The organism is Hymenobacter sp. BT730 (assembly GCF_030542105.1).
Classification (GTDB): domain Bacteria; phylum Bacteroidota; class Bacteroidia; order Cytophagales; family Hymenobacteraceae; genus Hymenobacter.
The window spans coordinates 254,549-269,185 of the sequence record NZ_JAUOFB010000001.1 but is presented as its reverse complement, the minus strand read 5'-3'; the positions used below and the strand labels follow the sequence as shown (position 1 = coordinate 269,185).

The 14,637-nt window shown below is 59.3% G+C and carries 11 protein-coding genes; 9 read left to right on the top strand and 2 right to left on the bottom strand.

Translation table 11 applies throughout. From position 1 onward, the window contains the following. Positions 1 to 4 precede the first annotated feature (4 nt). The 9 genes from Q4G72_RS01095 (at position 5) to Q4G72_RS01055 (ending at position 11,671) form a co-directional block, all read left to right on the top strand. A complete protein-coding gene (locus Q4G72_RS01095; protein ID WP_303309594.1) occupies positions 5 to 1,486 on the top strand; it encodes a RagB/SusD family nutrient uptake outer membrane protein in 1,482 nt (493 codons plus the stop codon). 12 nt (positions 1,487 to 1,498) lie between these two features. After that, positions 1,499 to 2,449, top strand: coding sequence for an ROK family protein (locus Q4G72_RS01090; RefSeq protein ID WP_303309593.1), 951 nt, complete (start codon positions 1,499 to 1,501; stop codon positions 2,447 to 2,449). 6 nt (positions 2,450 to 2,455) lie between these two features. Continuing rightward, positions 2,456 to 4,246, top strand: a complete 1,791-nt coding sequence (locus Q4G72_RS01085) for a class I mannose-6-phosphate isomerase (RefSeq protein WP_303309592.1) — start codon at positions 2,456 to 2,458, stop codon at positions 4,244 to 4,246. Positions 4,247 to 4,251: 5 nt separating this feature from the next. Continuing rightward, positions 4,252 to 5,649 carry a sugar porter family MFS transporter gene (locus Q4G72_RS01080; RefSeq protein ID WP_303309591.1) on the top strand — a complete coding sequence of 466 codons (1,398 nt, stop codon included), beginning with the start codon at positions 4,252 to 4,254 and terminating at the stop codon, positions 5,647 to 5,649. Between the two features lie 81 nt (positions 5,650 to 5,730). Then, positions 5,731 to 6,546: a hypothetical protein gene (locus tag Q4G72_RS01075; protein ID WP_303309590.1), complete on the top strand. Its 816-nt coding sequence runs from the start codon at positions 5,731 to 5,733 to the stop codon at positions 6,544 to 6,546. Between the two features lie 138 nt (positions 6,547 to 6,684). Next, the gene (locus tag Q4G72_RS01070) at positions 6,685 to 7,914 is read left to right on the top strand and encodes a DUF5005 domain-containing protein (protein WP_303309589.1); all 1,230 of its coding nucleotides are present in this window, start codon (positions 6,685 to 6,687) and stop codon (positions 7,912 to 7,914) included. Positions 7,915 to 7,970: 56 nt separating this feature from the next. Next, positions 7,971 to 9,512, top strand: coding sequence for a sialate O-acetylesterase (locus Q4G72_RS01065; protein ID WP_303309588.1), 1,542 nt, complete (start codon positions 7,971 to 7,973; stop codon positions 9,510 to 9,512). Between the two features lie 51 nt (positions 9,513 to 9,563). Next, positions 9,564 to 10,805 carry a DUF5005 domain-containing protein gene (locus tag Q4G72_RS01060; RefSeq protein ID WP_303309587.1) on the top strand — a complete coding sequence of 414 codons (1,242 nt, stop codon included), beginning with the start codon at positions 9,564 to 9,566 and terminating at the stop codon, positions 10,803 to 10,805. Between the two features lie 374 nt (positions 10,806 to 11,179). Continuing rightward, positions 11,180 to 11,671: a hypothetical protein gene (locus tag Q4G72_RS01055; protein ID WP_303309586.1), complete on the top strand. Its 492-nt coding sequence runs from the start codon at positions 11,180 to 11,182 to the stop codon at positions 11,669 to 11,671. Positions 11,672 to 11,885: 214 nt separating this feature from the next. Here the strand turns inward: Q4G72_RS01055 and Q4G72_RS01050 are convergent, their stop codons facing one another. Further along, positions 11,886 to 13,505, bottom strand: a complete 1,620-nt coding sequence (locus Q4G72_RS01050; protein ID WP_303309585.1) for a DUF4974 domain-containing protein — start codon at positions 13,503 to 13,505, stop codon at positions 11,886 to 11,888. Between the two features lie 42 nt (positions 13,506 to 13,547). Next, the gene (locus tag Q4G72_RS01045) at positions 13,548 to 14,591 is read right to left on the bottom strand and encodes a FecR family protein (protein WP_303309584.1); all 1,044 of its coding nucleotides are present in this window, start codon (positions 14,589 to 14,591) and stop codon (positions 13,548 to 13,550) included. Positions 14,592 to 14,637 lie beyond the last annotated feature (46 nt).

Here is a 14,637-nt window from a genome sequence, read left to right as displayed (position 1 = left end):
CCCTATGAGATTCAATTCTAAATTCATAAGCAAAGCGGGCCTGGCCCTGTTGGTGGTGTTCATGGCCTCTTCCTGCCAGGATTTTCTGGAAGAAGACCCCAAGAACTTCGTGGCCGTCACCAACTTCTACAAAAACGGGGATGATGCCGTGGCGGCCGTCAACGCCATTTACGGCTACCTGAACTCCACGAGTACTGGCTCCACGGCCGGGGTCTATCACAGCACCTTCTGGGTGACGGCGGGCCTGGCCTCGGATGAGATGCTGAACCAGAATGTCTTTTCCCCGGACCTCGACCAGGTGGCTACGTTTTCCCACGGTCCGCAAAACGCGGCGTTGCTGGAAATCTGGGCCATGCATTACAAAGCCATAACCGTGGCCAACATTGCCCTGGAGCGCATTCCAGGCATTGAAATGGAGCCCAACCTCAAGGCCCGGCTGCTCAACGAAGCGCACTTCCTGCGTGGTCTGCTTTACTTCGATATGGTGCGTATGTTTGGCAGTATACCGCTGCTGACCAAGGAGGTGGAGCCCCTGACGCCCCCGGTAGCTACTGCCGACGAGATATACGCCCAGATCATCACGGACCTGAAGGCGGCCGAAGCCCTGCCTGTGAGCTACCCCTCGGGCGACGGCAAGGGCCGAGCCACCCAGGGAGCAGCCAAGGCGCTGCTGTCCAAAGTATACTTAACCCGGAAGGACTGGACCAATGCGGCCCAAAAGGCCAAGGAAGTTATCGACTCCAACAACTATGCGCTGTGGGAAGACTTTGCTGATGTATTTAAGCTTGTCAACCGCAACGGCAAAGAAGCCATTTTCTCAGTCGGTTTCGGCGACCAGGGTGGGGCCATCAGCTTCTGGGAAGTGGGCCAGTTTCAGGTGCGGCTGCTGCCCACAGAGCTGAGCGCCGAGGGCGTGGAGAATGCGCAGGGCTGGCAAGTACCGACGTTGTACCTCTACAATTCCTTTGACTTCAACGACCGGCGCCGGGAGGTAACGTTCCTAACCCAGTATACTAACCGCAGCGGCGTGGTGACGCCCATTCGGCCCTACATCCAGAAATACTGGGACCGGGCCGCCGAGCCCAAAGGAAACGGCAGCGCCAACGACTACCCGCTGATGCGTTACTCGGAGGTGCTGCTGATATACGCTGAGGCCAGCAATGAGCTGAACGCCTCCGCTGAAGCCCATCAGTACCTCAATATGGTGCGCAAGCGGGCCCGCTTTGATGGCACCACCTACCGGACCACCGTGCCGGATTACGAGAATCTATCTCAAGAGCAGCTGCGCGCGGCCATTCTGAAAGAAAGAGCGCTGGAGTTTGTGGGGGAAGGCCACCGCTGGTTTGATCTAGCCCGCACCAAAACGCTTGAAACACTGGTACCGCTGGCTAAGCCCGGCGTGGTGCCCAGCGCCAAGCACTATCTCTTCCCGATTCCGCAGCGGGAGCGGGACCTGAATCCAAACCTGCCGCAGAACGGCTATTAAGCGCCCTTGCCCATGAATGCAGAACACTGCGCTATTACGATGGACTTGGGAGGCACCACCATCAAATTGGGCTTGGTGCAGGCTGGGCGGCTGCTGGCCAGCAGCCAGCTAGCTGCCCATTCGGCCCAGGGGCTGGCGGGCCGGCTGCCTTACATCAGGCAGGCGGTTGATGCCTTACTAGCGGAGCAGGCCATGTCCCGCCAGCAGCTAACGGGCGTGGGCGTCGCCATTCCTGGCATCGTGGACAGCGTGCAAAAGAAGGTGCTGTCCATCGACAAGAAGTACGCTGATGCCCCTGAGCTTGACCTACCTGCATGGGCCCGAGAGGCCTGGGGCCTGCCCATTATCTTGGAAAACGACGCCCGCGCTGCGCTGGTAGGGGAGTGGCAGTACGGCGCGGCCCGTGGCCTCGACGACGTGGTGCTAATGACGCTGGGCACCGGTGTAGGCTCCTCCGCCATCATCGAAGGCCGGCTGCTGCGGGGTCGGCATTTTCAGGCTGGATGCCTCGGCGGGCACTTCACCATCAACGTGCAGGGTGCGGCCTGCAACTGCGGCAACATCGGCTGCGTGGAAGCGGAGTCCTCAAGCTGGAGCCTCGGGGAAAAGGTGAGAAGCCACGCTGAATACCACTGCAGCCAACTTCGGGTGGAGCCGCAGATTGACTTTGCCACTCTGTTTCGCTGCGCAGAAAAGGGGGATGCCCTGGCCCGGCAGCTGCGCGACCAGTGCCTGGATGTGTGGGCAGCCGGCGCCATCAACCTGATTCACGCCTACGACCCCGAAGTGCTGCTTTTAGGCGGGGGTATTATGGGCAGTGGGGCCTACATCGTGCCCTACCTGCAGGCCAAGATCGATGCTTTTGCCTGGACACCTTGGGGCCGGGTGGAAGTAAGGCCCGCGTCATCTTTTGCCAGTGCTGCCCTGCTGGGAGCCGCCTATTTAGTGAATCACCAAAACTAAGCTGTTTTGAAAAAATCGAACTACGATAAGTTTCCTGAGATACGCATAGAAGGCCACCGCTGCGTGGCGGGCTGGGCTGCCCTTGCCGAAACCATTGCGTCCCGCCTGGCTGAAAAACCTCTGGAGCGGGCCGTAGTGGTGGTAGAGTGCTACCACGGCGTCGACTCGGTAGAGGTACTCGCGCAGCTGGCCGCGGTGCTCCGACCAGTGCTCACCGTCGAGGCCCACACCACCCTCAAATCGGAAAAGCAGATAAATGAGCTGGTAAAAGAATTTGTGACCGACGACCCGGTTTTCGGGTATATGGCGCCGCTGCCGCTGCTGGGCTTCTTTGACCCGCAAAAGCAGCAGGCGGCGCGGGCGGAAATGGAGCGCGCGGCACCGGGAGTTACTCTGGTTGTTGGAACCGGTGCCAGCTTCCTGGCTTCCGCGCCCGACCTGCTCGTGTATGCCGATATGCCACGCTGGGAAATTCAGCTCCGCTTCCGCCGCGGGGAGGTAGGTAGCTTGGGCGTGCCCAACCGCCGGGAAAGCTTTGCCTACCTGTACAAGCGGGCCTTTTTTGTGGACTGGCGGGTGTGTGACCGGCACAAGAAGACCCTGATGGACAAATGGGATTATGTACTGGACACTACCGTGCCGGCAGTACCCAAGCTCATTACCGGTGCCGCCCTCCGCGACGCCCTGCAGCAGACCGTCGCCCGACCCTTCCGGGTAGTGCCCTTTTTCGACCCCGGCCCTTGGGGGGGACAGTGGCTGAAAGACGTCTGTGACCTGGACCGCACCGAGCACAACTTCGCCTGGGGGTTCGACTGCGTACCGGAGGAAAACAGCCTGCTCTACCGGTTTGGGGAGCACGCCGTAGAGCTGCCCGCCCTCGAACTGGTTTTCTCCCACCCCCGTGAGCTGCTGGGTGAAGAGGTATTCGAGGCCTTCGGGGATGAGTTCCCCATCCGTTTCGACTTTCTCGATACCATGGAGGGCGGCAACCTCAGCCTGCAGGTGCACCCGCTCACGGAATACATACAGGAGAAGTTCGGCATGCCCTACACCCAGGATGAGAGCTACTACATGCTCGAAGCCAAGGCGGATGCCTTTGTATACCTGGGCCTAAAGGAAGACGTGGTGCCCGAGCGCATGATGCAGGAGCTGGAGGCTGCCCAAACCCAGGGACAGACCTTCGAGGCCGAAAACCACGTGGAGAAATGGCCCATTAAAAAGCACGACCACGTCCTCATACCAGCGGGCACGGTGCATTGCTCCGGGGCCAACAGCGTGGTGCTTGAAATCAGCGCCACGCCCTACATCTTCACCTTCAAGCTCTGGGACTGGAATCGTATGGGCCTGGACGGCAAGCCGCGCCCTATCTCCCTGGAGCACGGCAAGCAGGTGATTCAGTGGGACCGCACGACGCAGTGGACGCAGGATAACATCATCAACCAGGTGAAGCCCGTGGGGGCCGGCGACGGGTGGCGCGAAGAGCGCACCGGCCTGCACGAGGGCTCCTTCATCGAAACTCGTCGGCACTGGTTCAGCAAAACTGTGCCGCACGATACCCAAGGGGTAGTGAATGTGCTGAACCTTGTAGAAGGCGCCGAAGCCATTGTGGAAAGCCCCACCCACGCCTTCGCGCCCTTCGTGGTGCACTATGCCGAAACGTTTATCGTGCCGGCTGCGGTGGGGGCCTACTCCATCCGGCCCTACGGCGCCGGGGAAGGACAGGAGTGCGCGACGCTGAAAGCGTACGTCCGCACCCCAATTCGCTTTAGTGCTAAGTATTCCATTCTAAACAACTAGGGCCCATGGAAAAGACCATAAATAACTGGTTTGTATACCGCATCACGATGGTCGCCGCCGTAGGTGGGCTGCTTTTCGGGTACGATACCGCCGTCATTGCCGGGGCCATCGGCTTTCTGCAGGCCAACTACCACCTCTCCCCAGCCATGATGGGCTGGATAGCCTCCTGCGCTATTGTTGGCTGCATGGTGGGGGCCCTCTTTGCGGGCGCGCTCAGTGACCGGATCGGCCGCAAGAAAGTGCTGATGCTCTCAGCCATCCTGTTTGCCGTGTCCTCCATCGGCACCGCTATGCCGCCGGATCTGACGTGGTTTGTGGCGTTCCGGCTGGTAGGGGGATTGGGCATTGGCATTGCGTCCATCCTGGCGCCAATGTACATCACCGAAATTGCCCCGGCCGCCATCCGGGGCCGCCTGGTGTCCATCAACCAGCTCGGCATTGTAACCGGTATTCTCCTCATCTACTTCGTGAATGCCGGCATTGCCGGGCTCTACGACGAAGCCTGGAACATCAGCGTGGGCTGGCGCTGGATGTTCGGATCGGGCATCATCCCGTCGGTCGTGTTCATGGTGCTGCTCTTCTTCGTGCCGGAAAGCCCCCGGTGGCTGGCCAAGCAGGGCTATGTGGCCGAGCCGCTGGCTATCCTGACCAGAATCAACGGCGAGGAGCAGGCCCGGGTGGAGCTGGCCCAGATTACCAGCGCACTGTCGGAGGAGTCGGGCACGCTGGGTGAGTTATTTGGACCGGCCCTGCGCAAGCCCCTGGTTATTGGGCTGGTGCTGGCCGTGCTGTCGCAGATTACCGGCATCAACGCCATTATGTACTACGCTCCGGAGATTTTCAAGTCAACCGGCGACGGCTCGGACTCCGCCCTGCTGCAAACCATCCTGGTGGGCACCGTCAACCTGCTCTTTACCATCGTGGCCATCAAGTACGTGGATAAGTGGGGCCGCAAGGGCCTTCTGCTGGTGGGCTCGGCGGGCATGGCCGTGTGCCTGCTCATTATCGGCGGGGCTTTTTACCTGGAGATGGTCCGGGGCTACGTGGTGTTAGTATTTATCCTGGCGTATATCGCCTTTTTCGCGGTTTCGCTGGGGCCGCTGGCTTTTGTCATCATCGCCGAGATATTCCCCAACCGCACCCGGGGCCTGGCCATGTCGCTGTGCCTGGGCGCCCTGTGGGTTTCGGTGTACCTCGTCTCCCAGTTCTTCCCCATTCTGTTGCAGTCCATCGGCAGTGCCTACACCTTCTGGGTATTTATGGCGCTGTCGGCGCTGACGTTCGTTTTCGTGTGGAAGGCGGTGCCGGAAACCAAGGGCCGCACGCTGGAGGAAATCGAGCATTCCTGGGCTGACGAGCAGGCCGCCGTGCCGGTGCCAGGCCGGGTTGCGCAGCCGCAATAGCCACTTATTCTTTCCGGCCTCTTACGCTCAATTCACTAATTGCTTTTCACTCCATTCCCACTTATAACCATTTACCCCACCATGAAAAAAAATACCTCCTATTGGTTTTACTGCGTTGCCTTGCTGGCAACGCTTCTGGGCACTTCCTGCTCGAAAGATGAGGAATCCACCCCTGAAGGCCCGACCGTTGCGTTGTCCAAAGATGATGTTTCGGGCAAAACCGGCCAGGTAGTGGAGTCGGTCGTAACCGTGTCGGCCCCCGGTAATCTGAAGAGCCTTACCGTCTCCAAGCAGGTCAATCTGCAAAACGACAACACGTTTGGCACGAATGGCACCCAGACAGTTCAGCTATCCGGCACGGAGCTAAAAACCTATACTTACAACTTCACCTATACCCAGGCGGCAGGCGAAGTAGATAAGCTGGTAGGCTTCACCTTTAAGGCAGTGGATGCGAATGGCAAAACGGCCGAGAAGGTGCTGACGGTTAACACGGCCGCTTCGGGTGCCCAGATCCTGGCAACCTACCGCTGGAACCTGAAATCCAAGCTCCACACCACACCCAACCCTGACGCAGAAACCATTACGGACTGCGAGAAGGACGATTCCTTCGTCTACAATGAAAATGGCACCATGGCCGTGAACTACGGCACGCAGGCCTGCACCTTCGACGGCTTCAACGTGTACACAGGCTGGACGCTGAGCGCCGACGAGAAGACCTTCACGCAAACTTATGCCTCGGCCTTCGACCCGAGCAAGGTTACGACGGAAACTTACAAAGTGCTGTCCCTGACCAAGGACCGCCTGGTGATGGAGATTACGCTGGACCTGTCCGTATTTGGCCCGCCCTACACCGCCAACGAAACCTTCATCTACACCTTCGACGCCAGCCCGAAATAGGCGACAATCCGTAGCGCTGCCTTGCAAAGTCCCATTCTGGGTTGGTTGTCTGACAATCGGCCTGGGATGGGTACAAGTGCGGTGACTGGCCTGTTGGGTTCTTCTTTCCCTCTTACTGTTTCTTAAAGCCATTGTCCGATGTTTAGACATAGTGCGCTACTGAGTGCCATTGTTCTGCTGGGAGCTACTGCCGCCTGCTCCTCCGATAAAAGCGACTCGCAGAGCAAGGGCCAGCCGCAACCGGCCAACACTGATATCACCACCCTGAAGTTTACGGTGGAGCCCGCGCCAGAGTGGACCGCCCTGTTCAAGCGGACCTCAGGGTGGTTCGGCGCCGATGGCATCTTTGCTATTCCCAAAAACGGCGTCGATACGCCGGGCTCCGGCAAAAGCACCGAAACGATGTTAATCTTCAGCGACACAATGATTGGAGACATCAAAGACGGCAAGCTGAACCCGGGACAAACCATGATCAACAACTCGGTGGCCGTGCTGAAAGGCGGTGTGCCCTCCACCGACAACATTAGGTTCTACTGGGATAAGGACCCGAATACCGGCAAGCACAAATCCGTGTTTATTCCCAGCACGCCCAATGCCCAACCGGGCGAGTACTACTGGCTGGGCGACGGGTTCGTGAATACTGCCAAAAACAACGATACCTATATTTTCGGCTACCGGGTGAAAAACACCGACGCCAAGGTATTTGGCTTCCAGGAAGTAGGTAATGCCTTAATTGTCATTCCCGCCGGCAGCGTGCCGCCTTTCAAAGACCAGCGGCAGCTGGATACGCCCTTTTTCCTGCCGGGAAGCGCACCCGATGACTATGGGTCACTGGGGGCGGGGATTTTTGTGAATACCAAGGAGGCGGGCGCCCCGCAGCCCGACGGCTACGTGTACGTGTACGGTGTGCGTGGCAAAGCTAAGAATGTGGTGCTCGCCCGCGTATTGCCGGCCGACGTGGAGGACTTCAGCAAATGGCGCTACTGGGACGGCACCGACTGGAACCCCGACCTGGCTAAGCTGGCTAACATCACTGACCACGCCTCCAATGAGCTAAGCGTGACACCCCTGCCCGACGGGCGCTATGCTATGGTGTTCCAGACGGATGGCTTTGGCACTACGGTGGGCCTGCGTCTCGCTCTCAAGCCCCAGGGCCCGTTCGGGCCGCCCATCAAAGTGTGGGACAGCACCGAAGACACCAAGATGGACAAGGACTTTTTTGCCTACAACGCCAAAGTGCACTCCAACCTATCGGAGCCCGGGGAGCTGCTGATCAGCTACAACGTCAATTCCTTCGACTTCTTCAAGGACATCCTAGAACAGCCTAATCTGTACCGACCCCGCTTCATCCGGGTGAAGCTGCAGTAGCGCCTGGTAGCTGCTTAACCTTTATTTCTCCGTTCCCCTCTCAATCAACCCGCTCCATGAGACATCGAGGCCCGCGTATTACTTTGTCGTGGGGGTGCCTGCTGGGGGCATTGGCCGCGCTGAGCTGGCGTAGTCCGGAACTGCCTTCCCAAACCACCCCGACCCTGCAGGTAGCCAGCATCCTGCAGAGCAACATGGTAATTCAACAGGCCAAACCCGTGGCGCTGTGGGGCACGGCCCCGGTAGGGGATACAGTAGTATTGGCCGCTGACTGGCGGGAAGCCCCGGTCTGGGTGGTGGCTGATGCGGCCGGGCAGTGGCGGGGCACCCTGTCCGTGCCCGCCGCCAAGCCCAGGGACTTCACCCAGCACACGCTAACGGTGAGGTGTAAAAAGGAAAAAATCACCCTGACCAACATTCTGATTGGCGAAGTATGGGTGTGCAGTGGCCAGTCAAACATGGACATGGAGCTGAAGCCTGCTCTGCCATGGCTGCGCGGCGTGGTGGACTATGAGCGGGAAATCAGCGCGGCCGATTACCCGGCCATCCGGCTGATCAATATTGAGAATTCCTTTAAAAAAACGCCGCAGCCCAATGCCAAAGGTACCTGGCTGATTTGCTCTCCCCGGACGGCGGGCGACTTTAGCGGCGTGGCCTATTTCTACGGGCGGGAGTTGCTGCAGCGCTTACAGGTGCCCATCGGGCTGGTAGTGGCTTCGGTTGGGGGCTCGGCCTGCCAGGCCTGGGCCAGCCGGGAGGCTCTGGCAGCCGATCCACTCGTCCGGGCTCGGTACCTGACGCCTTATGAGGAGAGCTCCCAGGCCGGGGAAAGCCTGGATTCCATCAAGACCCTGGAAAAGCTGTTCGAGGTGCTGGCCCGGCCCACCCTGCTCTACAACGCCATGATTCATCCCCTGAAAAATCTTTCTATCCGGGGCTTTCTGTGGTACCAGGGTGAGGCCAACAAAAAGGACGGGGCTGATTACACTGCGCTGTGCACCGCCATGCTAAGGGGCTGGCGCCGGGATTTCAACCAGGGGGAGCTGCCGTTCTACTACGTGCAGCTCACGCCCTACAACTGGGAGGAAAAGGACTCCACGGCTACCTACTATGCCCGCTTGCGCGAAGCGCAGGAGGCAATGTTGCAGGTCCGTAACACCGGTATGGCCGTAACGATGGACGTGGGCGAAGCCGATAACATTCATCCCCGTAACAAGCAGGCCGTGGGGCTGCGCCTGGCACGGCTCGCCCTGGCCCGCACCTACCGTCAACCCAAAACGCTTGAGGTAGGGCCTCAGCTAAAAAAGTACGTGGTAAAGGGTAGCCAGATCCACGTGTACTTCGCTCCCCGGAGCCTCGGCACCGGGCTTACTACGACCGACCAACGGCCACCCCGGCATTTCTACCTGGCCGGCGCGGATCACGTCTTTCACCCTGCCGCGGCGAAAATAGTGCAGCAGCACCTGGTGCTGACCTCGACCCGGGTGCCGAAGCCAGTAGCCGTTCGCTACGCCTTCACCAATTACCCCATTACCAACCTAGCCAACCAACAGGGGCTACCGGCCGTGCCTTTCCGCACGGACGCGTGGGACCAGTAAGCCCGCGCCTTTCCCATTCTCCGACTCCCGTATTCGCAACCACCTCAAGGTATGAAACCCTGTACTCCTAGCCGCAACCGGACTGGTGCCGCCCTACTTTCCTCCGCCATGCTGGTCCTGTCTCTCGCCGGGTGCGGCCAGCAGCAAACTGCCCCCGACGTCGCCGGGGCGGCCGGTAGTCAGGCGGCCCCGCCTACCCGGCAAGTACGGGCTGTGGCCGAGCCGCAGTGGGACAACATGCTGCTGCAGAACAAAGGCTGGCTGGGTGCTGACGGCATTTACAGCGTGGCGCTGAATGGCGTCGAAAAGTCCGGGGAGGCCGAGGGGAAAGGTACTTTCCTCTGGTTTAGCGACACCATCATCGGGGCTATCAAAGATGACTCCCTACAGGCTGACTGGGAGATGGTGCACAACTCCGTGGGCTACCTGCAAGGCAACGTACCCGACCCGGAGAAAATCAAGTTTCACTGGCGCCGGGATGCCCAGGGCAAAGCCGCTTCGATGTTTGAGCCCCGGACCGCCAAATCCAAGCCCGGCAACTATTACTGGCTGGGCGACGGGTTTTTCAACCACCAAAAGGACAGCACTATTTACATCTTCGCCTACCTGATCAAAAGTCTACCGGGGGGCGTGTATCCCTTTGAGGACATCGGCGTTTCCCTCATTGCCCTGCCCAAGGGCAGCCGGCCACCTTTTACCAACCAGCGGCAGCTTGATACTCCTCTGTTTATCCCAAACAGTAACGGAAAGGGGAAAGTGGTCTTTGGCGTAGCCGTACTGGCTAATACGGTGGGTGCCAAAGCCCCCAAGCCCGACGGCTACATTTACGTGTACGGCGTGCGGGGCATGAACAAGGAGCTTCTGGTGGCGCGCGTGCCGGACAAGGTGTTCGAAGACTTCAGCCAATGGCGCTACTGGGACGGCAGTACCTGGGGCCCGGATGTACACCAGGCAGCAGCCCTAACCAGCCGGGTGTCCAATGAGATGAGCGTCAGCTTTATGGAGGACGGTCGGGTGCTGGCCTCCTACCAGCTCGATACCAACTCGCCCACTATTGCCATCCAGACCGGCCAGACCCCAGCCGGGCCCTTCCAGCCAGCGAAAAAGATGTACGAGACGCCGGAAGTGTACGAGGACCTGGACTTTTACACCTATAACGCCAAAGCCCACCCGCACCTGTCCAAGCCAGGGGAATTACTGATCAGCTACAACGTCAACTCGTTCGACTTCATTGCCGACATTCACAAGCACCCGCACCACCTCCGCCCCCGGTTTATTTCAGTGAAGTATTAAGTGAGGCAGTCAGACTGAAACTGATAAGGTAAGTACTCAGCTTCTCCTGCGCATAAATGAAAAACGGGGTGGTCTAGGAATGACAGACAATAGAAGGACTTATCTTTCTTCTGCCCGTCATTCCTAGACCACCGCCGCTTTCTGATGTGGCCTATGGTCGCGCCGTTAAATGCCTTCGGCGCCTATGGTGCCTTCCGACTTGGATCTGCCATGCATAAGATAGTTGCTTATAAGGTTTATGAAACGCACGTTCAACAGGTGTTAGGAGCGCCCGCGCGCAGGGTGTTGAGCTGCCCGGTGCCCGTTCCGGACGCGGCAGGCGTTTCCTCTTAGGGAGCTCGATTTATCCTGTATCTTGTTGTAAAGCCATCAGCATGACTCCCGTGGAACTCTTTGCGCCCCTGCCTGCCCGCTTAGCCTCGCGCTACCGGCGGGCCCAGCACGTGCATACGACTTATGATTGCTTTGGGGCCGTGGCGGCGGAATACACCTTTTTTACTGGCCCCCAGGTGCTGTATGTGCGCTGGCAGGGCCATGTGACGAGCGATGAGCTGGTGCGCGCTGCCCAGGTGGGCCTACAGCTAAATTTACAGTGGCAACCCCGAGGCCTGTTTCATGACACACGGGGGACCAGCGGGGAGTGGGGAGAAGCCAGCTCCTGGGTGGTGCATGAATGGATTCCCAGCATCCAAGCCCAATGCCCGCACCTACGCGGCATCGCCTTCTTGCTCGAGCAGGGGATGCCCATGCCGTATGCCAACCAGCAACTGATGGGGCATCTGCGCGAGCAATTTGAGCTTCACGTCTTTTACTCGCCCACCTTAGCCTGGCAGTGGCTAGATGAGCGCACCAAGGGCGCCGCTTAAAGAAGGGGCACTGGCTATGCGAACCAACGACTATTGGTAAGAGCCTATCGGGATTAAGCGTGCAACTAAGCTTGCTTTACCAATTTTCACTACGGTGTACATAGACATGCGTTGTCCTAAGGTGGATCCTAACGCTCCGCAAAGAACGTGTGCCAATGTATTGCTGCCGGATGCCAGATAGGGGCTATATCAGTGCTGCTATGCTTGTTTTGGGCTAAAAGCGAACCCCAGCACAGTAGCCAAACCAGCCAAGGACCTGCGTGGCAGCATTACCTTCTTTCAACCAAAGATGTCGGTCATCCAGCAGGTGAGAGTATACATGGCCGCGCTCTGAGTCGTAGCGCTGGGTGACGAGGACACTCACGGTGGGGCCGGCTACCAGGCGCCAGTGGCCGCCAGCCTTAAGGGGCGCAAATCCGATTAGTAAGCGCAATTGGTTTTGCAAGTTGAGGTCGTTGGTCCAGCCGCGCTGCTCCTCATTTACATGCAGCGCCAGGGCGTCGATGCTCAGGCTAACCCGGTGCCAGGCTAGTAGTTCGGTACCGGCTCCGTAGCCCAGCGCCCAGCGGCGGTTGCCCCTGCCAAAGTCATTGTAGGCCCCAGCGAAGAAGGTATAAAAACCGGCCGAGCCGCCCAGCTTTAAAATGGCTCCGATGGGCCAGGACTCCGAGTTGGTTACTTCCATACGATGGTAACCGTGGCGCACGAAGTTGAAGGGGGCAATGCTAACGCCATTTACTGAGTCGGCTACGTTGAGCAGGCCGGCCAGCTGTAGGCCCTGCACGTTGCTCGCCGCATTGAACAACCCCGCCACCTGCACTCCCTGGACTTCGCTTAAGGATACATTGAACAAGCCGGCTGCCTGCACCCGGGAGCGGCGCGGGGTTTGTTTAACAACAGGCTCCTGGTTCGGATCAGCCGCAGCGGTATTGGCTTTGGCTATGCCGCTATAGTTGAACAAGCCAGCCGTTTGGACGCCATTTATTGGGCGCGTGGCTACGTTGAGCAGCCCCGCGGCTTGCCAGCCTGTGGCGGTACCGCCCAGCACGTTCAGCAAGCCGGCCCCCTGAAAACCTTCCAGGTGGCGGCCCACCACGTTGGCTAAGCCGGCCAATTGCACACCAGCCACCGTGTCGCGGTCCACGTTGAATAAGCCAGCCGCCTCGAAGCCATCCACGCCCGCCGCGCTGCCGCCCAACACATTCAACGATAACGTGTTGACCATTTCTCCGCTGCGTGCTCCATTGGAGCCTAAGGGCCCCAGAAAAGTCACTTGCGCGGTTCTGGTATTCGACCGCCGGGTAGGGGTTTCCCTTTCCGTAGATGGTGCCCCGGTGGAATCCGGCGCGGCTACTGCGGGCTGCGCCAGAGCCTCCGGTTCTGACATAGCTGGTTTCGCCTTTGGTTTGTTCTGGCCGGTACTGGCCGTTACGGCCGACTTTGGGGTGGCTGGCTTGCCGGTGGTGGGCTTGGCTGGCTGGGGGGGAGTAACTTTTGGGGGCTTGGGGGCTTGCGCCGGATGCAGCACCACCTGGTCGCCTACCAATTCGTAGCCAATGTTTTTGTCGGCTAATAATGTGTTGAGCACCGTACGCAACGGTTGGTTCTGTGCCCTTAGCGTGACGGGCTGCTGCAAGTTGAGGGCTGTATTGCTGTAGGAAATTCGTATTCCATACTGGCGGCGCAGCGTGCGCAGGGCAGATTCAAGGGGTACTTGCTGGAAGTTAACGCTCACATTGCGCTCCAGCACGGCAGAGGGTTTTACTTGCGCCGTGCCAGGAAAGCTGGCCAGCACAAAAAGCAAGGCTATGGCTAGGCATATGCAGTTTCGCATAGCTAAAGTTCTGATAGAAGTGGGAAGAAAGTTGCCTGAGGACTAAGGACAGCCCGGTCCATTCAGGATATAGCCGTCAGCCTTTCGGCTCACCGAGAGATTAGCCGAAAGGCTGACGACACGCAGCATCTGGGCTAAATCGGTGCGCACGAAGGTGCCCGTGAAGCGGCAGCGACTCAGGTCTGGGTGCGCCAGGGTGATAGAGGTATTGTAGTACCGGCTCAGGGTTTGGACCACCTGAGTCATGGATTGATTGTCGAACACAAGCTCGTCTCGCTGCCAGGCGCGGAAGTTGGGATCCACAATTGGCTTTTGGACGGCCACCACCGGGGCCGCCCGCCGGATGACGCCGCGCCGGCCCGGCCGCAACAGCACCGAATCGGGAGTGGCCGTCAGGTGCTGCACGGGGCTGAAGGCTACGCGGCCCGTTACCACGGCTACTTCCACGGAGTCCTCGGCGAGGTAGGCCCGCACGTTGAACGAGGTGCCTAGTACCCGCGTCCGGGTATCGTTGGCTAGTACCGTGAACGTCCGGCCGTGGTCTTTTTTTACTTCAAAAAAGGCTTCGCCTTGCAGCTGCACTACCCGGGCGGTTTTGTTGAAATCGGAATTGTAGCGCAGGGTGGAATGGCGGTTCACCCATACCTGACTGCCATCGGGCAGGGCTACCTGCCGGCGCTGGGCGCCCGCTGCTATGGTTATGGTTTCCGGCTGCCGGCCTACCAGCCGCCATACACTCCAAACACCCAGCAGCAGCAGGAGAGCCGCCGCTACGCGCAGCAAAGGCTGTACCGCGGGCCACATAGATACCACCCGGCCTCCGGGCGTGGCTGGTGCCGGGGCCAGGTTGGTGTTGACCCTGAACTGCTGCCAGGCCGTCTCCACATCAGCTTCCGTGAATTCATCGGGCATGTGGCCCCCCCGTTCCCAGGCGCGGGTAGCCTCCATTAGCAGCGGCAGCCGGGCAGGCGAGGCTGTAACCCAGGCATGCAGTTCCTGTTGTTCCGACGCCGAGGCTTCGCCAGCCAAGTGTTTGGCCAGCAAATCCCAAGGGGCTTCCTCTGCGTCGGAATACAAGTTAGGCATGAACAAAGATTGGCAAATACGCTTACTAATGTCGATTATTTCCGGG